Origin of the sequence: Sphingobacterium sp. GVS05A, from assembly GCF_019969845.1 — a bacterium.
Lineage (GTDB): Bacteria > Bacteroidota > Bacteroidia > Sphingobacteriales > Sphingobacteriaceae > Sphingobacterium.
Genome location: NZ_JAHXYR010000002.1, coordinates 212,874 through 234,795, shown reverse-complemented (window position 1 = coordinate 234,795; position 21,922 = coordinate 212,874). Strand labels below are relative to the sequence as shown.

Here is a 21,922-nt window from a genome sequence, read left to right as displayed (position 1 = left end):
CCACTTATTTTTATAAACTGGATAAAACTTCTTTTTTCTTTTGTTCATATTCATCTTGTGTGATGAGTTGCTTGTCAAAGAGAGTTTTTAGTTTTTTTAGCTTTAAGGTAATTTCATCCTCTTCTTCTTCGATAACCGGAGTCACAGGGGCGGAAACAGGTGGCGCTGGTGGAACTACGGGTGCCGAGAAAACAGGTTGTGCTACTGGCGCAGGAGGGGTAACGACTGGTGCAGGTGTCGAAACTGGTACCGGAGTCGGCTGATTGTCTTCAACCTTCTCCACGATAACCTCCCGAGGGCTGCTGGGGGCGATTACGATCTTTTCCTTTTCAGCTGCTAGCTCTGCTTTTTTATAATTTTCAAGAGCAGCTTTAATATATTGGTAGAGTTTTCTGGCTTGAACTTTTGGAATGTAGTCAATACTTAAGTTTTCTCCAGTAAAAGGAATGACAGTGACCTTTGAACCAAAGATCTCTTCTTTGAAGGCAATATCTTTAATATCCTGCCATCCGAAAATCTCAAAATCAGTCGCTAAGCCCAATTTGGTAAATTCACACATAAAAATGCGTTTATTACTAATGGTGATACTGTCCGGTAAAATTGTCACCGCAGGTTTTTTCTGTACCGCGATATAATCTATTTTTTCTCCTGGAGTAAGCATGTCCTGGACTTTAGTAATCAATTTTTCAATGATTTTTATATCCTGTCCATCTTGTGCAAATTGTTCCATGTTCATGTCAAATACGTTTTATTAATCAAAGATTGTCAAAATTTATTCCAATCCACCTACACAAAATACAAATTCTCCTTTAATTGGATTGTTTTCAAAGTGTAATTTTAAATCAGTTAAAGTTCCGCGGACATTTTCCTCATATAACTTGCTCAATTCTCTAGAAATAGAAGCTTGTCTCTCTGCACCGAAGACAGTAATAAACTCTTCGATTGTCTTGAGGATGCGGTGCGGTGATTCGTAGAAAATCATTGTTCTCTTTTCTTCAGCTAAAGCTTTGAGACGAGTTTGGCGTCCTTTTTTAACAGGTAAAAATCCTTCAAAACAGAAACGGTCGTTTGGTAAACCTGAGTTTACAAGTGCCGGTACAAAAGCGGTGGCGCCGGGTAGACATTGTACCTCTAACCCTTCTTTAAGAGCAGCCCGCACCAATAAAAAACCGGGATCAGAGATTGCTGGCGTCCCAGCATCTGAAATTAGGGCAATTTTTTGGCCTTCTTTCAGAAACTTTATGATTTCGGAAACCGCTTTGTGCTCATTATGTTGATGATGTGCAAATACCTTTTTATCGATGCCAAAATGCTTTAAAAGGGGAGCACTTGTTCTTGTATCCTCTGCTAAGATGATGTCTACTTCTTTCAGAATATTGACTGCACGAAAGGTCATGTCTTCCAGATTGCCAATAGGTGTTGGAACTAAATATAACATGGTCAAAGTTAAGTTTTTTTTACTATATAATATGTGCTAAAACATTCTGTCTATTTTGGAGTTATTTTCTATATAAATGCAATAATAAATTATGCAAAACATCGAAAAAATACAGGCACATCTAGGTGCAGAATCAGATTATCTATTAGCGTTTGACAAACCAGCAATTTCCAAAACGATGCTCCATCTTCCCGAAACTACTTTTATTGATCAGGTATATGGTGCTAGCGACCGCACGCCGCAGGTATTGCGTAGCTTGGGACAACTTTTCGGAACGGGACGGCTTGCGGATACAGGATATCTTTCCATCTTGCCGGTAGATCAGGGGATCGAACATAGTGCTGGCGCTTCTTTTGCTCCCAATCCCCAATATTTTGACCCGGAGAATATCGTGAAATTAGCATTGGAAGGAAACTGTAATGCCGTAGCCTCGACTTTTGGTGTTTTAGGGGCAGTATCCCGAAAATATGCGCACAAGATTCCTTTTTTGGTCAAGATCAATCACAACGAATTGTTGACCTATCCCAATCGTGCGGATCAAATTCTGTATGGAACGATACGTGAAGCTTGGAACATGGGAGCGGTAGCAGTTGGAGCGACCATTTATTTCGGTTCGGAAGAGTCCGATCGTCAGATTATCGAAGTAGCAAGGGCATTTGAAGAAGCACATTCACTTGGTATGGCTACGGTATTGTGGTGCTATTTGCGGAATTCAGCATTTAAAACAGGAGACAAAGATTATCATTTAGCTGCGGATCTAACGGGACAGGCCAATCATCTCGGTGTAACCATAAAGGCAGATATTATTAAACAAAAACTTCCGGAATTGAACGGCGGTTTTAAGGCGTTGAATATGGGTAAAAGCAGCTATGGTAAATTGGATGAACGGATGTATACTCAGTTATCATCCAACCATCCGATTGATCTTTGTCGCTATCAGGTACTCAATTGTTTCGCCGGTAGGGCAGGACTGATCAATTCGGGTGGAGCATCGGGACAAAACGATATACAGGAAGCTGTAAAAACCGCTGTGATCAATAAAAGAGCCGGCGGGACAGGCTTGATATCCGGTCGGAAAGCTTTCCAAAAGCCGATGAATGAAGGAGTCGAATTGCTACATGCAATCCAAGATGTCTATTTATGTAAAGAAGTTACGATAGCTTAGATGATCGTTTAAATCTGATTTAATATCAAGGTGTCGACAAAAGATCTTTACCTACTGATTCATTTAGTGAAAAAATATTGCTTGGGACGTACTTCAGGAAACTGTTTTTTCGGAGGACGTTTTTTATATCGGTCGGATCGGAATGAAAATAGGTAAAGAAAATCTCTTTCACTCTTATTGAGCGTATCGCTACCTGATGGTAAAAGTGCGTTAACTTTGATTCTGATTAAATCATTGAGGGATCTTGCAAGCTATCAATAATAGATGGTATCTTCTGAGCAAAGCCAAGCCTTTCCATTCAATCGACACGTGTATAACGCACAAGGGTGACGGGGAGACCTATGCGGGTGAAAGGAGTATGAACGCGCTACAAACAGGCGCTACTGAATAAATTTGCTTGTTTATGAAGGCAAATTTATCTAAGTTTGTTCACTATTTTTTAAATAACACATTTATATTATGTTGCAATTAAATTATATCCGTGAAAACAGGGATACGGTTATCGAAAGATTGGCTGTCAAGCATTTCAAGGAAATTGGATTGGTCGACGAAATCATCAGTTTAGATGAAGACCGCCGTAAGATCCAAGCGGAATCTGACGCCCTTTCGGGAGAAGCTAATGCGGCAGCAAAACAGATTGGAGATCTGATGCGCCAAGGAAAAAAAGAAGAAGCTGAAGCCGTTAAATCACAATCGTCCGGATATAAAGAGCAAGTAAAGCAACTGTTGGATAAATTAGGCGCGATCGAAATCGAGTTGAATGATAAGATTGTACAATTGCCTAATTTACCCCATCAATCTGTTCCCGTTGGTGTAAGCGCTGATGATAATGAAGTCGTATTAACAAATGGAGAGATTCCAGCTTTATCAGAAGATGCATTGCCACATTGGGAATTATTAAACAAATATGATATCGTGGATTTGGAGCTCGGAGTAAAAGTTGCGGGAGCCGGATTTCCAATTTATAAAGGCAAGGGGGCAAAATTGCAACGTGCATTGATCAATTTCTTTCTGGATCAGGCAGCTGAGCAAGGATATGAAGAGGTACAAGTGCCGATCTTGGTGAATGAAGACTCTGCGTTTGCTACAGGGCAATTGCCAGATAAGGAAGGGCAGATGTATTATGTCAACAATGACAATCTATACTTGATTCCTACAGCAGAGGTTCCCGTAACCAATATTTACAGAGATGTAATCGTTAAGGAAGCGCAGTTCCCGATTAAGCATTGTGCGTATACACCATGTTTCCGTCGCGAAGCAGGTTCTTATGGTGCTCATGTACGCGGTTTGAACCGTCTGCACCAATTTGATAAAGTTGAGGCTGTACAGATTGTTCATCCGGAAAAATCGTATGATGTGTTAGAAGAAATGAGCCTATATGTACAAGGTCTGCTTAAAAAATTGGAACTACCTTATCGCGTATTGCGTTTATGTGGTGGCGATATGAGTTTCACTGCTGCGTTGACTTATGATATGGAGGTGTATAGTTCAGCCCAAAAACGCTGGTTGGAGGTTTCTTCCGTATCTAATTTTGAAACGTATCAAGCCAACCGCCTGAAAGTACGTTTCAAAAATTCCGAAGGAAAAATGCAATTGGCTCACACATTAAATGGTTCGGCCTTAGCTTTACCACGTATTGTTGCGGCTATTTTAGAGAATAATCAAACGGATAAAGGTATTCGGATACCAGCTGTTTTGGTACCTTATACCAAATTTGAATATATTGATTAATAGATGTAATTAAGTAATAAATTCCTGTTTCAGGATTTTTATTGAAAAGAGACTCTACCTGAACAGGTAAAGTCTCTTTTTTTTGGAATAACTCGATTCAAAACAACTTTAGAATCATTATAAATTACACCTTTTTGGTTATAAAAAACGAATCTATCCTTATGTTAATGTTTTCTTATTGCATTGTTAATATTTTGTTAAATATAAGTGATTCCGTATAAAATTCTGTTTTGAATTTGTTTGTAGAGTTTTTATTCTAAAATGGATCTCGCGTTTGAATTTGTAAGATACTGATGTCTTTATTGCAGTATTTTTTGTTTTTGCGAGTGAATGTTAAAAAACTTGTAAAAGCAACTTTGGCTTTATATATTTGGAACCGCTAATAAAAATCGCACTAACTATTATTTACTGTAAATGCTGAAAGGAGCAAATTTTACAGCTGAGTATTTTCAACGGATTGACTCTACATCTACCTAGGGTTGACTTTTCCAATAATATTTTCAACTGTTACCAACTGAATGGCGATATGCTGTTTTGCGTATTGTTATTTATTGTCTAAACAATGTCTGTTTAGACAGTTATGTTAACGGATATAATTTATATCAATATAAAGGACTAGAAAAATAATAAAATTAACTAACTAAAACATGAAACAAACATTACTAAGTTTTCTTGTTGGTGGAATGATCCTGACTTCGGTCGCATTCGCACAAGAAAAGAAGATTAGTGGTCGTGTTACATCTGCTGATGGTAAGGGGTTACCAGGGGTTACAGTTGTTGTACAAGGAACTAATCAAGCGACACAAACAGATGCTAGTGGTAATTATTCATTAAATGTACCTGCGGGCAAAGTTGTTGTCTTCCGTTCAGTTGGTTTTGACGATAAAACCATTATTGTTAATAACAATAGCACCGTATTCAATGTTTCTATGGAGAATCATGACAACGCTTTAGAAGAGGTTGTTGTGACTGCAATGGGACAATCGCGCCAAAAACGTGCATTGAGTTATGCGACACAAGAAGTCAAAGGCGATAAATTGACTGAAGCTGCAAATAGCAACTTGGCTACAGCATTACAAGGTAAAGTGTCAGGGGTTCAGGTAACACCTTCATCAGGTATGCCAGGAGCATCTGCGAATATTACGATCCGCGGTGCACGTTCATTTACAGGAAATAACTCGCCGCTATACATTGTCGACGGATTGCCAATTTCTTCGACTTCAGATCAGTCTACAGGTAACTCTGTTTCTGGTGCAGATTATTCATCCAGAGGGCTGGACATCGATCCGAACGATATCGAAAGCATCAATATCCTAAAAGGACAGGCAGCATCGGCATTATACGGTATGCGTGCTTCTAATGGTGTAATTATTATTACCACGAAGAGCGGTAAAGGAAAACAAGGTAAGCCACAAATATCATACAGTTCCAATGTTTCCTTCGATAAAGTCTCCGTTCTTCCGGACTTTCAGACGAAATATGCACAAGGAACAGGTGGAAAGTATTCACCGTTGTCATCTATGTCCTGGGGACCTGTTATCGATCAATTGGCTAATGATGCGACTTATGGTGGAAATACCGATAATGAGTATACGAAACAATATGGTAAACACCAAGGGCAGTATTACGTTCCACAACGTGCCAATGCAGGGTTAGATCCTTGGGCAACTCCGCAAGCATATAACAATGCGAAGGATTTCTTTAATGTTGGAAATACCTTTAATAACTCTTTTAATATTGTACAAGGATTTGAAAAAGGAAGTTACGCGTTGTCTTTAGGTTCTACCAATGCCAATGGTATTGTCCCTTCGACAGGAATGGACCGTTATACGGCTAAATTATCGGGTGAGGCGAAATTGTCTGATAAATGGACGACTGGTTTCACGGGTAACTATGTGAACTCCCATATCTCAAAACAAACAGGTGCAAATAATGGAATTGTAGCTACTGTTTATGGTGCTCCAGCTTCATATGATCTAAAAGGTATACCATCCTATTATTTGAATGCGCCTACAAGCCAAAATACTTACCGTGGTACAGCTGGATTTGATGGTGCTTATTGGGCAGTTGAGAATAACAAATTTACAGAGGATACACAACGTTTCTTTGGTAATGGCTTTGGACAATATGCGACTAACTTAGGCGAGAACCAAAAATTAACACTAAAGTATCAAGCAGGTGTTGATTCATATACAACAAACTACACTGATCTTTGGGGGTACGGCCATGCGAATGGTTTTGGTGAAGTCGAAAATTTCAACGTCTCTGTTACAGAGTGGAACTCCTTAGGAACAGCTGCTTACAATTGGAAGATTAATGATGATTTGGTCTTTGATGCCATGGTGGGTAACGAGATTGTAAACCGTGTTCGTAGAAGAGATTACGCTTATGGAATGAACTTTAACTTTCCTGGATGGAATCATATCAATAACGCTTCAAGTGTAACTGGTGAGCAAACTTTGCGTCACACACGTACTTTTGGTACTTTTGGTAGTTTAGCATTGGCGTACAAAAGCATGTTGTTTTTAAATGCCACTGGTCGTAATGACATCGTTTCTTCCATGCCTAGAAACAACCGTTCATTCTTCTACCCTTCTGTTTCGGCAGGTTTTGTCTTTACAGAATTGGAAAGTGTTAAAAATTCGGTATTGACCATGGGTAAATTGAGAGCTTCATACGCTGAAGTTGGTCAAGCAGGAGATTATTATGAGAGCTACTATGACAAACCAACATATGGTGGCGGTTTTTCTAGTGGTACACCAATTATTTATCCAATCAACAGTGACGGTATAACTTCTTATACCCCATACTCCATTGTTTATGACCCGAATCTAAAACCGCAAAACACGCAAGCGATTGAAGTTGGTACAGATTTAACATTCTGGAATGGTTTAATTAATTTGAATTATACCTTCTCACGTCAGAATGTAAAAGACCAAATATTTGAAGTGCCTTTAGCGGCTTCTACAGGTTACTCTAGCTTGGTTACAAATGGTGGTAGAATTCATACCAATGCACATGAGGTTACTTTAGCGGTTGCACCATATCGTAAGGGAGATTTTAAATGGGATTTTGCGTTCAACTTTACCAAAATAGATAACTATGTCGATGAATTGGCAGAAGGTGTAAACAGTATCTTTATGGGAGGTTTTGTTACTCCGCAAGTTCGTGCAGGTATTGGATCTAAATTCCCAGTAATTTACGGGGTGTCTTATTTGAGAAATGACGCCGGACAGATTGTCGTTGATAAAAATGGCCTTCCTCAAGCGGGTGAAGAAAAAGTAATCGGTAGCGTTTCTCCAGATTTCAACCTAGGTTTCAATACCAACTTTGAATACAAAAAAGTAAGACTTTCAGCGGTACTGGATTGGAAACAAGGCGGACAAATGTATCACGGTACTTCAAACACGTTAGATGTTTATGGTGTCACACAGAAAACAGCTGATTTTCGTGATGGAAATGGATTCTTATTTGAGCAACCTGCTGTAAAAGAAGTAGCTCCAGGTCAATATGAAACTAACGATATCCTGATTGATCCTTCAAAAGCATATGATTATTTCAATACTTTAAGCAATATCTCCGAAGCTGGTATTCGTGGAACTTCATTCGTGAAGTTACGTGAAATTGCTGTAGGATATCCGGTATATCAAAATTCAAAAATCAAGGTTGATGTAAATGCATTCGCACGTAATATCATTCTTTGGTCCGAATTAAAGGGTTTTGATCCTGAGGTTTCACAAGGAAATACAAATATGTCGGGTGCATTTGAGCGTTTCTCTCTACCGGGTACATCGAGTTATGGTCTAGGTGTTAATGTTAAATTCTAAGATTAAGACAATGAAATTAAAATTAAATATAGTAGGATTATTGGCTATGGGCGTCTTGGCTGCTCCAGTAATTTTTACTTCTTGTTCAGAGGATGCGATGGACAAGATCAACGAAAATGTAAATAAACCTACAGATGTACAAGCTAAATTTGTTTTGACTGATGTGATCACAAGGACTGCTTTTTATAATGTCGGTGGGGACTTCAATACTTATCTTTCTACTTATGTAGAGCATGAAGTGGGAGTGTTCAATCAGACATGGAATGCCGAACATCGTACAAATGAACCATCGGCAGCATCAACGTTTAACAATACTTGGGGGAATATGTATTTTGCCCTTCGTGATGCCCGTATTGTCATTGAGAAATGTTCAGAAGGTGGTCCACAAGCTGGCAACTATACCACATTGGGTATGGGGCAGGTAATGGCGGCTTACAACTTAGCTTTGTTGACCGATATGTTTGGTGACGTGCCATATTCTGAAGGGTTTAAACCTTTGGAAATTAAGAATCCCAAATTAGATAAACAGCAGGAACTATATAAACAAGTCATCGCTTATTTGGACGCGGCTATTGCTAATCTTCCTAAAGGAGATACGCATGCGTCGGGTGCTGCCGGTGGACAAGATATACTATATAATGGTAACAGCGCTAAATGGCTGAAATTTGCATATGGGCTTAAAGCTCGTTACGGAATGCGCCTTTTGAATGTTTCTTCAAATAAGTCGGCTGCATTAACTGAGGTTATCGCGAATGTAGATAAATCTTTCGCGAGTGCTTCGGATGAAGCGAAATTTACGCAATACAGCAAGACAAACTTAAATCCATTATTTGATTTTCAGTGGTCAAGAGATGGTTTAGCTGCAAGTAAAAGTCTAGCAGATAAGATGGTTGCACGCAAGGATCCACGTTTAGTAAGAGATTTCTTTACGCCACAGAATTCAAAAACTGGTGTTTGGACACAAGTAAATGATATCGCGTCAAATGCAGCATCCTATAAGCTATTGGCTCCAAATGGAGAAAGCGAGCAAGTACAATATCAGTACTTAACATCAACATTTGTGTTTTCTCAAACTGCTCCTACTCAGTTTTTGAGTTATCATGAGTTGTTATTTTTGAAAGCAGAGGCTATGCAACGTTTAGGACAGGGAGTGAATACGGTAGAGGCTGTGTTGAAGGATGCGGTAATAGCGTCTATAGCTAACTCTGAGGTTTCAGTTGATGCGGCTTTGGCTGCACCAACAGTAGCGGCAAATGGTACAATGGTTGAAACGTCAGATAAAATTACAAGTTCAGCTGCTTCGGATTATTTCAATAATAACGTTAAACCATTATTTCAAGCTAATGCATTGAAAGAGATTGCTAACCAAAAATATTTAGCCTTCTTTGGTGCTTCTGGTGAGTCAACAGAGATGTACAACGACATCCGCCGCTGGAAAGCAAATGGTGAAAACCTTATCGAATTGAAAAATCCTGGTAAATTCCCATTACGTTTACCATATGGTAACGATGATACCACAACTAATCCAAATGTTCAGGCAGCATATGGTAATGGACAATACGTCTACACTGAAAATGTTTGGTGGGCAGGCGGTACACGCTAGTCTATCGGCTTAAGGTTATAAATTGGAAGGCGGTCTCGAAAGAGGCCGCTTTTTTTTGTTATCAACCTCAAAACTGACGCCTCGATTACTGACACGTAAGGATTGTTTTGTTCGTAAGCGTATTTCAATAGATTTATTAAATTTCAGAAAGATTCTTTTTCATTACTATAGTTTTATGTTTAAATAATATAGTTATGCTTTACTTCTGTTTCGTTTATTTTAAGATATTAATGAATTTAAAATATTTTTTTTATAGCCAAAAGGCTTTAAAATACCTTTAGATGTCTTTTGTAATATAAATGATACTTTAAATATTCTCTAAGAAGAAATTTTATTTTTTGCTATGTTGTTGTAAATAAGTTGTTTTCTTGTTGTAGAGTTGCAGTTTTAAAATTGTGTGTAATTGAAATCTGAAAACCTTGATTTAGTAAATGGTTTAGAGAATTGAAATTGTTTAATTTAATACTAGCGACATGTCTACCGTAGTTGTAAAGGGAGATTATTAGCCTTAAGGTTATTGTTATAGTTTTTTTATAAATTAATTATTTGTTAATCAGTTGTTTGTGTGTTTTGGTATTGCTAAATGATCTCATGTTTTTATGCATGCATTGTAAAAGATAAAAAAAGTTATAAATTTGCTCTTAACATTTTTTAACAAGAGAAAATTTTGTTAAAAATACATTACTAACTAAAATACTTATTTATACTAGATGGCACTTGCCTACATAGCTTTTATAAGATATAAACACTTTTAATAAACATAAATTATATGAAACAGACATTACTCAGTTTTTTTGTGGGTAGTATGATCTTGACTTCTGTTGCGTTTGCGCAAGAAAAGAAAGTCAGTGGTCGTGTTACGGGTGCCGATGGTAAGCCATTGGTCGGAGTAACTATTGCCGTACAAGGATCAAATGTGGCAACCTCCACAGATGCTAACGGAAACTATACTTTGACGGTACCAACCGGTAAAGTAATTGTTTTTCGCTCTGTGGGTTTTGCTGATAAAACATTGATTGTAAAAGAAGGTCAGACATCCTTTAATATGGTGTTGGACAACAAGGATAATGCTTTAGAAGAGGTCGTTGTGACGGCATTGGGAATTTCAAAAAGTACCAGAGGTATAGGTTACTCAACATCTAAGGTAAGTGGAGATGATTTGGTAAAATCTGGTGAAGCAAACATTATCCAGGGTTTAGCTGCAAAGGCATCAGGTGTTCAAATCACTTCATCAGCGGGTACACCAGGAGCTTCTTCAAAAATTGTGTTGCGTGGTGCGGCCTCTTTTTCAGGAGATAACCAGCCACTTATCGTTGTTGATGGTGTTCCAATTGATAATGGTTTGAACAATACAAAGGCTGGCGATGATCCTTATAACCAGAGTCTTTCTGGTGTGCAGGTTGCTAATAGAGCGTTAGATATTAATCCTGATGATATTGAAACAGTGACCATCCTCAAAGGTCCAGCGGCGGCGGCTTTATATGGTCAAGCAGCAGGTAATGGGGCTGTTATTTACACCACAAAAAAAGGTAAACTAGGCTCAGGTCTTGGTATTACTTTCTCTTCGAGTTATGAAATGCAGAAGGTAAATAAATTGCCCGAGTTTCAAAAAAAATATGGTCAGGGAACGGATGGAGTATATACTAACGAGACGGCGGATAGCTGGGGTGAAAATTTAATAGCTGCAGGAAAGCCAATCTATAACAATGTGGATGAGTTTTTCAAAAACGGAAATGTTTTCAATAATAACTTGTCGATCACTTCCGGTGGAGAAAAAACCACCATGCGCTTTTCGGTAGGATCCACAAATAATACCGGGATAATACCGAACACAAGTTATAATCGTTATACTTCCCGACTGAACGCAGAATCAAAATTGAATGACCGAATTACCGTAGGCGGAAATTTCAGTTTTACAAATGCAAATACACGAGCTGCCCAAAACGGTAGTAATATTGCTGGGGTGATGCTTGCTCTCTTGCGCTCTCCGGTAGATTTTAATCTGAAAGATTATCAAAATGAATTAGGTGTGCAAAAAACCTATTTCGAAAGTTATGATAACCCCTATTGGTCAACCGAGCGTAATCCCTATAAAGAAGAAAATAATCGTTTTTTAGGTAACGTCTATGCAGACGTCAAATTAAATGATGTTTTCTCTGTTTCTTGGAAAACTGGACTTGATACCTACGCAACTAACGGGAATCAGATTTACGCGGTGGGATCAAGCGGTGATGATGATTCAGCTGGATGGGGTGAAATTAAGCGGACAAATGTCAACTACCGTAATATTTATACCGATCTTTTGTTAAAATTTAATAAAAAAATTTCGGAAGACTTCTCTGTTTCGGGTTTGTTGGGGGGAAATTTTAACTATATTCAAAGTGTCGCTAATTTTGCTAGGGGAAAAAATCTAAGTATTCCAGATTATTACAATTTAAATAATGCAAAGATCCTTTATGCGAGTAATTCTGAAGAATACAGAAATAGCAAAGCAATCTTCTTAGACGCAACATTTGATTATCGGAGTATTTTATTTTTGACATTGACTGGTCGTAACGAGTGGTCAACTACCTTTGGCCGAAATGCAAAAGGATTCTTCTATCCGAAAGCTGATATCTCATATGTTTTCTCAGATTTGTTTAAAGAATCGGAAATTGTAAATTTTGGTAAAATTCGTTTGGCTTATTCAAATGTGGGTATATCACCTAAGCCTTATTCAAATAGAACGTATTTCACATCACCATTGATTGCGGACGGTATGACAAATGGTTATTCCTTTCCATATCAAGGACAGTTAGGTTTTGCTATTTCAAATGAATATGTCTCTGAAAATCTTAAACCAGAAAGAAACGTTGGTTATGAAGCAGGTTTGGAAATGAAATTTTTGAATAATCGTCTTGGCTTTGATTTCACCTACTATCAACAACATGCATCTAATCTTTTGATTTCGATGCCAGTAGATCCAACAAGTGGATTCGCTTATTACTATAACAATTTTGGAAAAATGAAAAATAGTGGTATTGAAGTTACTTTAAATGGACACGTTGTGAAGTCAGACAATTTTAACTGGAATGCTACTTTAAATTGGTCCAAAAATACCAACGAAGTGACGGAACTAGCACCTGGCGTGGATAAATTATCTATTGGTGACGCTTTTTCCGCCCCGCAATCTTTTGCGATCGTAGGACAACCATTTGGAGTGATCTATGCGCAAAAATTTCAGCGAAATGCGCAAGGACAAGTATTGATTGATCCAAACAGTGGTTTGCCAATGTATGAATCTGATTTAGGCAGTGTAGGAAGTACTATTCCTAAATGGTTAATGAATATCAACAATGAATTTTCCTATAAAAATTGGTCTTTCTCTTTCTTATGGGATTTTAGAAAAGGCGGTAAGTTATGGGGAGCTACAAATGCCGTATTGATCAACCGGGGTAAGGCGGCTATTACCGAAGATCGGGAACGCAAATATGTCATCGATGGTGTCTATGGTGGTGGTGCTAATGAAGGCCAGAAAAATACGACAGAACTGACCGCATTTAATTATTTTAAGAATTATTTAGGGAATTCCTCTTCTGAAGTATCCATTCAAGATGGTACATGGGCGAGACTGCGTTCAATTGATTTAAATTATCGCTTTAATAAAGTTTCCAAAGCGATACAGTATATTCAAGTAGGCGTTAACCTTAGAAACCCAATCTTAATTACAAAATATAAAGGGATTGACCCGGAAACAAGTTTGACTGGTTCAGACCAAAATTTTGCAGGTTATGATTTCTTCAATAATCCTGGTACAAAGTCTTATTCACTTAATTTTAGAGTCGGTTTTTAATTAAACATTATTCATAACATGAAAAATAAAGTAAAATTATTATATGCCTTATGTTTTACAGCTATTGTCGGATGTAAAACAGGCGATGATCTATATATAAGTCCCAATAATCCACTTGATGGGAACTTGCCTTCCATGTTGACAGCAGCTGAGGTGAATACCTTTCAAAATGTAGAGGGGGATCTGTCCCGTATGAGCAGTATTTTAGTGCAGCACTCAGTAGGTCTGAACGCCCAGTATTCAGATGTTCAAAATTACCGTATTACCCAAGGAGATTTTGATAATGTTTGGATCGGATTATATACGAATACGATGTATAATTTGAAGCTGATGATCGATAAAGCAAAGATCGCTGAAACCAAAAGCCCGTACTATGAGGGTATAGCGAAAGTTATGATGGCGCTTAATATCAGTTTAGCGACTGACCTATGGGGCGATGTGCCCTATTCTGAGGCTTTTCAATGGACAACTGGTAATAAAACACCTAAATTGGATTCCCAACAGGATGTGTACAAAAGTATTGACAATCTGCTAGCTGATGCAATTACAGATTTATCTGTTGCTGAAGATGAAAACTATTATCTGCCAGCAGAAGATGATTTGATTTTCAAAGGGGATACTGAAAAATGGGTGAAGGCAGCTTACACGTTAAGAGCACGCTTTTTGAATCGGACGTCGAGTAAACAGGCAGGTACTGAGACTAAAGTGCTTGACTATTTAAAGAAGGGAATTTCTTCTAATGATGAAAACATGATAGCTCCACACGATGAAAACTCTCAAAATCAATGGGGAGCTTTTCAGGCTGCGAGAAGAGGCTATTTGGGAGCGAGCAATCTATTTGTTGATAGATTGTCTGCAAAAAATGATCCACGGCTAGCTTACTTTCTACGTCCTAATTCTAAGAAACAATTTATTGGAGGAGATATTACTAAGGAGTCTATTACTCCCGATATATCAGTGGTTGGTCCTTTTTTCGCAGCGGATCAGAATTTTCCGATCATCACATATTATGAAGCAAAGTTTATTGAGGCGGAAGTTAAACAGCGCCAAGGTACAAATGCTTCAGCTATATTAAATGAAGCAATCAAGGCGAATGTGGAGTATATAACAAGTGGAAAAGAGTCGGCCAGTGGTGTAGCAAATTATGCTTCCGCTACTAAAACAGATATTTTGACCGAAAAATGGGTTGCTCTTTATAATCAGGGTATTGAACCTTATAATGATTATAGGAGAACTGGAATTCCTACGTTGACGCCGAGACCACAAAGTGTTGGAGCAACTTTGCCAATTATTCCAAAACGTTATCCGTTCCCACAAACAACAACTTTATATAATCCAAATGCGAAGAACATTCCGATGGATGTCGCTGTTTGGTGGGGAATGTAATATATTTAATTCATTTATATAGGTATTAAGGGTTGTATCATTTTCTCTGATACAACCCTTTTTTGTGTTCATCTTTTTTATTTTATATCAATAAATGAAGATTTTTTTCTTTACAGTGTTTTTCTTTTTTTAAGAAATTTAAAGAAAATAATTTACTGATTATTAGGTGTTTGTTATTTTTTATTTAGTTTAATGTTATGACAAAATTATGCATGCATTGCAAATGTTAAAAAAAGTTATAAATTTGTATTTAACATTTTTTAACAAAGGTAGCTTTGTTGGGGATGTATTGCTAACTAGACAACTTATTTATAGATTATTGAAAAGATAGAATTTCTAGCCAAATTATCTTTTACTAAAGAATAAACTTACTTATAATAAACATAAACATATGAAACACAAATTACTCAGTTTTTTCGTGGGTAGTATGATCCTAACCTCTGTAGCATTTGCGCAAGAAAAAAAGGTAAGTGGTCGTGTAACTGGAGTGGATGGAAAACCATTAGCAGGGGTTACGATCGCTGTGCAAGGAACAAATACTGCTACCCAAACTGATGTGAACGGTAACTATTCGTTATCTGTTCCAACAGGAAAGATTATCGTATTCCGCTCGGTAGGATATGCTGATAAAACCTTAATTGTCAAAGAAGGGCAGTCTGCTTTTAATATTACTCTTGATGGCTCTGATAATGCATTGGAAGAGGTGGTTATCACTGCTTTAGGCGTAAAGAAAGAGAAAAAATCTGTTGGTTATTCTGTCCAAGAAGTTAAATCCTCAGATATCTTGAATTCGCGTGAACCCAATGTTGTAAACTCTTTAGCAGGAAAAGTAGCGGGGCTGCAGATTTCGAGTTCAGGAGGACAAGCTGGCTCTTCAGCTTCAATTCAACTTAGAGGAAACACCTCAATAACAGGTAGTAGTGAGCCTCTTTTTGTAATTGATGGTATTCCAATGGATAATTCTGTCAATGAAGGGGATACGCAAGTTGATGCATTGTTTGCTGGAACAAATGGAAGCAGAATAGCAGATTTGGATCCGAATATTATTGAAAGTGTTTCGGTTTTGAAAGGAGCTGGGGCGAGTGCCCTTTATGGTTCTAGAGGAGCAAATGGTGTGATTATGATCACAACAAAGAAGGGATTGGCTGAAGAAAACAGAAAAATTCCAAGGGTTTCATTGTCTTCTTCAGTTACATTTGATAATGCAATAACTGATGGTTTTCAGACATCCTATCTTCAGGGTACAAATGGTAAATACCGTAATGGCTTACCATTGATTTACGGTGGTTATGCGGAAGAAGGTGGAACAACTAATCCTCAAACTTCTGCGATATGGGGCCCTCATAAAGACTCAGTAAGTCAGAAAGTAATTGACGAAATTGGTATGCCTAAACTGACTGACCCTCGTAAGCAATTCTATCAGACTGGTGTCATGTGGAATAATTCGGCAACTATTAGCGGTGGTGTAGGAAATACAAGTTATAGATTAACTTATTCTAATACTAACCAAGATGGTATTGTTCCAAATAATACCTTTAAGCGGAATGGATTTAGTGGTGGATTCGGAACAAAGCTAAGTAAACTGGTTACCTCTAATACTTCAGTATCATATACTAATACAAAAAATAATCGGATGCTTGAAGGAAATGGTTCTCAATCATTTCTTTATGGACTAAATTTTGCACCTGTAAGTTTCGATATGAAAGAGGCTTACGAAAAACACGGTAATTTGTCTTGGCAATCGGCTGAAACCGCGACATCAGGTTTTAATAACCCATATTGGCTTGTAAATCATAATTCAAGACCAGGTGTTACTGACCGATTCGTTATTTCCAACGAAACTGTAATAGATATATTGCCATGGTTAAAAGCTACAAATAGAATAGGGTTAGACACCTATACCGATTTGTTAGAAGAAAAAATTGATATTGGTACGAAGGGTGTTCCAAGAGGAAGATATTTTTCAGCTTTGGTTAATTATAAACAATGGAATAATGATTTTATCTTATCTGCAAACCATAAAATAAACGACGATTGGAATATTTCAGGATTATTAGGAACGAATTATAACCAGCGTGGATCTCATCGTAGAACTGTCCGTGGGCTGGATTTGAATATACCTGAATTTTTTGATATCAGTGGAATGGCAACGGTTCAAGCATACCAGGCTGATATGCTTAGACGATTAGTTGGTGTTTATGCTTCAGCGAGTATCGACTATAAAAATTACTGGTTCTTAAATGTTACCGCTAGAAATGACTGGTCATCAACTATGCCTAAGGGAAATAATTCGTATTTTTACCCTTCTGTCTCATCATCTTTTGTGTTTTCTGAAGCATTTGGATTAACTAACGATATCTTCTCTTTTGGTAAGGTAAGGGCTTCATATGCTGTAGCGGGAAATGATGCACCAGAATATTACACTACTCAAACTTATACAAAAGCAAATCCTGGTGATGGAACTAGGGGGAATATTGATTTTCCATTTAATGGGTTAAATGGATTTAAAATAAGTAGTGTTTTGGCTAGTAATGAGTTGAAGCCAGAAATTGTTACTGAGTATGAATTTGGTACTGAATTGAAGTTTTTTAAGAATCGTATCAATTTAGAATTTTCGTATTATAATAAGCAAAGCGAAAAACAAATCCTTCAACAACCGATTGCAGCGTCATCTGGATATAATTTCAGAGTTGCTAACGCTGGAAAACTAAGGAACTCAGGTATAGAAGTTATGTTGGATATTGCTCCCGTAAGAACAGAGGACTTTCAATGGAATATCGTTACAAACTTTGCTAAAAATAAATATAAGTTAGAATCATTAGCAGAAGGAGTAGATAATATTTTTATTGGTGGATTTACTAGTCCTCAAGTACGGATTGATAAAGATTATGGCTATGTGATTTGGGGACAGGGTTTTAAGAAAAATGAACAAGGACAAACACTAATCGGTGATGATGGTTTACCTGTATTAGCTGATGATTTAGGACCAATTGGGAACGTGATGCCGAAATGGACCGCTGGAATTAGAAATACTTTTAGATATAAAAATCTCTCAGTATCTGGTCTTTTAGATATTAAACATGGAGGTGAAGTCTTAAACTTGGATTTGTATTATGCAACATTCTATGGTTCGTCAATAAAAACAGCTGATAGAGGGACAAAAACAGTTTACGAGGGTATTCGTGAATCAGATGGCCAAACTAACACCACAGAAGTGGTGAAAGACCAAGCTTACTATCAAAACTGGTTTTCTGCCGTAGATCAGAATTTTGTTGAAGATGCTGGATTTGTAAAACTGAGAGAGTTGACACTTAGCTACTCATTACCAAAGTCGTGGTTAAAAAGATCAAAATTGGGAGATGTAACAATATCTGCGACAGGTAGAAACCTGTGGATCAAATCTGATTTTACTTACAAAGATCCAGAAGGAAGCTTGTTAGGGAACCAGATGCAAGGATTATACCATGCTGTAACTCCCAATACGAAAGGTTTCACATTTGGTGTAAACGTTAAATTTTAAGATAATGAAAAGAAATAATATTATACTATCCATACTTTTAGCATTGTTTGTAGCACCTAGTACATTGCTAACTTCATGTAGTAAGAAACTGGATATTAATCAAGACCCCAATAATCCTACAGATGTACCAGAGAACTTAATGCTAACTGCATTGTTGTCAAATTTTTCTTACGAAGTTATAGGAGGGTATCCCGCAAGAATTACGGGACTGTGGTCAAAAAATATTGCTGGTGCTATCTCAGGTAACCACGAAGGTAATTATTACCTAACGACAAATGATGTAAATAATTTGTGGGAAAATTATTCATATACTGATGTTATGAATAATGCCGTGGTGCTAAAAAATAAAGCAGCTGCAAATGGTAATCCAAATTATAGTGCTATAGCAAAGATTATTCTCGCATGGAATCTATCTATTGTTACGGATTTATATGGTGATGTTCCTTACTCAGATGCTTTTAAAGGTGCCGAAGGTTTAAAGCCTAAATATGATAAGCAAGAAGATGTTTATAAATCTATTCAAGGTTTGTTAGATGAAGCTATTTTAGAGGCAGGAACTTCGGCTAATGCTTTAAAGCCAGGTGCGGATGATTTTGTCTATAAGGGGGACATGTCAAAATGGGTTACATTAGCACATTCCCTCAAGGCGAGGTTTTATTTACGATTATCTAATGCGCCTGGAATGGTAGCTGCAACTCAAGCGAAACTAGCATTAGATGAATTGGCTAAGGGTTCGATTACAGCAGCTAGCCAGCCAACGTTCGCTTATTTTGCGAGTACGGGATCAGAAAATCCTTGGTACCAATATGCCATAGATGGGAAATGGGCTAATACCACACGTCCATCTCAATACTATGTTAACAAATTATTGGCTACTAACGATCCTCGTATTGAATTTCAAGCAACAAAAGTGGTTGCTGGAACTAATGTTAATCCCGCCAACGTTGGTAAGTATATCGGTGTGACTAATGAAGCTCCATCTAATAACATTGGAAACTACTCAGCAATAGCGCCGTTTTATAGCGCTGCTGGTGCAAAATTATATTGGATGGCTTATCCGGAAGTGGAATTTATAAAAGCGGAAGCCCAATTCTTGATGGCAGGAAAGACTGTTACTCCGGGTGTGAAAACCGCCTATGAGAATGCAGTGAGAGCTTCTATGGATTTTTATAGCATACCTGCTGGTGAAGCAAACATATATTTGACAAATAATGCTTTAAGTTCTAATTCAGATAATGCATACAAACAAATTATGACTGAAAAGTACATCGCAAATTATTTAATGTTTGAATCATACAATGATGTAAGAAGAACGGGATACCCACAATTGCCAATTAATAATGAAGTGTATCCTGGTCAGACAGAATTGGATCAACCTCCTCGTATTAATCAAATACCTGTAAGGTTTCCTTACCCTTCTTCGGAAAGACAATATAATGGAGCTAATATTCCTTCGGAAATACCAAATGATCCTATAAAATCAATAACAATCCCTGTTTGGTGGGATAGTAAATAATTCATAAAAAACAAAAGCCGTTCAATCAGAACGGCTTTTGTTTTTTATTTGTAACCATTCTAAATATTTTCTAATTGATCCTCCGAAATATGTAATTTGTATAATTGCGTAAAAAGTCCACCACTTATTAAATCAATAAGTTTGCAACTACATGTTTTATTGAAAAAATTTATTGAATAATAGCAGACTGACAGCAGAACGGAAAAAGTAAGAAAGCTTACTGTGCTGAAAATGGGATCAACGAAGCGACCTTTTATTATTGGTTTTCACGCATTAAAGAAAATGGCACAGGTAGTGGTAGCTTTATAACAATCGATAAGGCGCCAAGAAAGAACGATGTTGAGATCATTTATCCCAATGGTGTGCGTATAAAGACTGAAAATGATCTTGCCTTTGTATCACAGCTGATCCGTCTGTACTGATGTTTGCATTGGGTTCTTCGCACCGGTTTTACCTGTATGACGGCTTTTGAGACATGAGGAAATCATTCGACGGACCCTGCGGACTGATCAGTTCAGGGATGCAATTTCAGGCTACGAGTGGTGAAGTGTGTGTAGAAAAAGAGCAACAACAGGAAGAAACCAGGCAAAAGATCGAGTATACACGCAAGCGTGCGAACCATAAGTGACGGGCGAAACTACCCTAACACCTTCCCGTAGTAGAGATCGACATCCACCCGGAAGGTACCCTGTCAGATATGGTATGCATCGGAAAAGAGATCATCGAGGAACTCGAGTGTGAACCCGCCAAATTCTACATCAACCGCTACAACCGCTATAAATACATGCCTAAAAATGGTGAGGGAGTTAAAATCGGTGGCCTTCCTGAGCGGGTGATTGACAAAGGTATCCCCGGGGCAGGCTTATTGGCGATGATCCTTACGGGTTAATATGCAGACCACCTCCCGCTGCACCTCCAGAAGCAGATTTTCGCCAGGGAAGATATACAGATCGCTTCTTCAACGATCGAAGGATGGACAAAAGAAGCACTGATCAAGCTCGAACCGTTATATAACCAACTGGTCTCCGATACGAAAACAAAGGGTTACCTGCAGGTAGATGAGACGGTTATAAAAGTATTGGACAGTGATAAAAAAGGCGCCACCCATCAGGGATCTTATTGGGTGTACCACTCGCCATTGGACAGAACGGTATTGTTCGATTACAATTCTCCACGTAGCAGGTACGTACCTAAATCCATGTTGGCGGGCTTTAAGGGCTAACTGCAGACGGATGGGTATGCCGCATACGAAAAGTATGGACGGCAAAAAGACTTAACACATCTGGTCTGTTGGGCGCCCTCAATTCGAAAAAGGGCTGGACAATGACCGTTCATGGGCCGAAAAGGCACTGCTGATGATACAGGAGCTGTAGAAAACAGAACGAAAGGCAAAAGAAAAACAGCTCTCATCCCAGCAGATCAAGAAACTGCGACTAAAAGAAGCCTTACCTGTAATCAACGAAATGGGAAAATGGATCTTCCAGGAGATCAAAAACACACTGCCCAAAAGCCAGATCGGAAAGGCCATGGCTTATGCCTATGCACGTTGGGATGCCCTTTCGGCTTATCTAAACGACGGGAATCTCCATATTGACAACAACCTTATCGAGAATGCCATTCGCCCGGTTGCTCTGGGACGCAAAAACTACCTGTTCACTGGCAGCCATGAAGCCGCTCAGCGGTAGGCGATGATATATTTATTCTTCGCCATCTATAAAAACCATGAGGTCAACCCGTTCCAGTGGTTAAAAAATACACTATTGAATATAGCATCAATAAACCACAAAAATATAAAAGATCTTTACCCGCGGAACTTCAATAAATCAACTGACCTGTAGTTCGTCGGGAGCATGCTGCCATAGTAATAGAGATATAAGGTACAATAATATTGATTTCTTCATTAT

10 protein-coding genes and 2 pseudogenes are annotated in these 21,922 nt (G+C 38.0%); 10 read left to right on the top strand and 2 right to left on the bottom strand.

Annotated features, from left to right (window positions below; genetic code table 11):
• Positions 1 to 10 precede the first annotated feature (10 nt).
• Both LC454_RS05770 and rsmI read right to left on the bottom strand, forming a co-directional pair.
• Positions 11 to 736, bottom strand: a complete 726-nt coding sequence (locus LC454_RS05770) for a PH domain-containing protein (RefSeq protein ID WP_223580531.1) — start codon at positions 734 to 736, stop codon at positions 11 to 13.
• A 36-nt stretch (positions 737 to 772) separates the two neighbouring features.
• Entirely contained in the window at positions 773 to 1,438 is a 666-nt protein-coding gene (rsmI, locus tag LC454_RS05765; protein ID WP_223580529.1) for a 16S rRNA (cytidine(1402)-2'-O)-methyltransferase, read from the bottom strand.
• Between the two features lie 91 nt (positions 1,439 to 1,529).
• On the opposite strand from rsmI, the gene LC454_RS05760 reads away from it, so the two are divergent.
• The 10 genes and pseudogenes from LC454_RS05760 to tnpC form a co-directional block, all read left to right on the top strand.
• Positions 1,530 to 2,603 (top strand): class I fructose-bisphosphate aldolase, encoded by a 1,074-nt coding sequence (locus tag LC454_RS05760; RefSeq protein ID WP_223580527.1) that lies wholly within the window; start codon positions 1,530 to 1,532, stop codon positions 2,601 to 2,603.
• Positions 2,604 to 3,062: 459 nt separating this feature from the next.
• Positions 3,063 to 4,334: a serine--tRNA ligase gene (gene serS / locus LC454_RS05755; RefSeq protein WP_223580525.1), complete on the top strand. Its 1,272-nt coding sequence runs from the start codon at positions 3,063 to 3,065 to the stop codon at positions 4,332 to 4,334.
• 647 nt (positions 4,335 to 4,981) lie between these two features.
• A complete protein-coding gene (locus LC454_RS05750; protein ID WP_223580523.1) occupies positions 4,982 to 8,161 on the top strand; it encodes a SusC/RagA family TonB-linked outer membrane protein in 3,180 nt (1,059 codons plus the stop codon).
• 10 nt (positions 8,162 to 8,171) lie between these two features.
• Positions 8,172 to 9,764, top strand: a complete 1,593-nt coding sequence (locus tag LC454_RS05745; protein WP_223580521.1) for a SusD/RagB family nutrient-binding outer membrane lipoprotein — start codon at positions 8,172 to 8,174, stop codon at positions 9,762 to 9,764.
• A gap of 769 nt (positions 9,765 to 10,533) precedes the next feature.
• Positions 10,534 to 13,596, top strand: a complete 3,063-nt coding sequence (locus LC454_RS05740; protein ID WP_223580519.1) for a SusC/RagA family TonB-linked outer membrane protein — start codon at positions 10,534 to 10,536, stop codon at positions 13,594 to 13,596.
• Positions 13,597 to 13,614: 18 nt separating this feature from the next.
• The gene (locus LC454_RS05735; protein WP_223580517.1) at positions 13,615 to 14,982 is read left to right on the top strand and encodes a SusD/RagB family nutrient-binding outer membrane lipoprotein; all 1,368 of its coding nucleotides are present in this window, start codon (positions 13,615 to 13,617) and stop codon (positions 14,980 to 14,982) included.
• A 391-nt stretch (positions 14,983 to 15,373) separates the two neighbouring features.
• On the top strand, positions 15,374 to 18,502 hold the full coding sequence (locus tag LC454_RS05730; protein ID WP_223580512.1) for a SusC/RagA family TonB-linked outer membrane protein: 3,129 nt from the start codon (positions 15,374 to 15,376) through the stop codon (positions 18,500 to 18,502).
• 4 nt (positions 18,503 to 18,506) lie between these two features.
• On the top strand, positions 18,507 to 20,018 hold the full coding sequence (locus LC454_RS05725; protein ID WP_223580511.1) for a SusD/RagB family nutrient-binding outer membrane lipoprotein: 1,512 nt from the start codon (positions 18,507 to 18,509) through the stop codon (positions 20,016 to 20,018).
• 203 nt (positions 20,019 to 20,221) lie between these two features.
• Positions 20,222 to 20,440 (top strand): annotated as a pseudogene (gene tnpA / locus LC454_RS26615) (IS66 family insertion sequence element accessory protein TnpA); the annotation flags it as partial.
• 140 nt (positions 20,441 to 20,580) lie between these two features.
• Positions 20,581 to 21,856, top strand: a pseudogene (gene tnpC / locus LC454_RS05720) (IS66 family transposase); the annotation flags it as partial.
• Positions 21,857 to 21,922 lie beyond the last annotated feature (66 nt).

Excerpts from the sequence above, each read along its gene's own strand:
- LC454_RS05725 (WP_223580511.1), top strand. The coding sequence starts at position 18,507 with ATGAAAAGAAATAATATTATACTATCCATACTTTTAGCATTGTTTGTA.
- LC454_RS05735 (WP_223580517.1), top strand. The coding sequence starts at position 13,615 with ATGAAAAATAAAGTAAAATTATTATATGCCTTATGTTTTACAGCTATT.
- LC454_RS05730 (WP_223580512.1), top strand. The coding sequence starts at position 15,374 with ATGAAACACAAATTACTCAGTTTTTTCGTGGGTAGTATGATCCTAACC.
- LC454_RS05770 (WP_223580531.1), bottom strand. The coding sequence starts at position 736 with ATGAACATGGAACAATTTGCACAAGATGGACAGGATATAAAAATCATT.
- LC454_RS05750 (WP_223580523.1), top strand. The coding sequence starts at position 4,982 with ATGAAACAAACATTACTAAGTTTTCTTGTTGGTGGAATGATCCTGACT.
- LC454_RS05760 (WP_223580527.1), top strand. The coding sequence starts at position 1,530 with ATGCAAAACATCGAAAAAATACAGGCACATCTAGGTGCAGAATCAGAT.
- rsmI (WP_223580529.1), bottom strand. The coding sequence starts at position 1,438 with ATGTTATATTTAGTTCCAACACCTATTGGCAATCTGGAAGACATGACC.
- LC454_RS05740 (WP_223580519.1), top strand. The coding sequence starts at position 10,534 with ATGAAACAGACATTACTCAGTTTTTTTGTGGGTAGTATGATCTTGACT.
- LC454_RS05745 (WP_223580521.1), top strand. The coding sequence starts at position 8,172 with ATGAAATTAAAATTAAATATAGTAGGATTATTGGCTATGGGCGTCTTG.
- serS (WP_223580525.1), top strand. The coding sequence starts at position 3,063 with ATGTTGCAATTAAATTATATCCGTGAAAACAGGGATACGGTTATCGAA.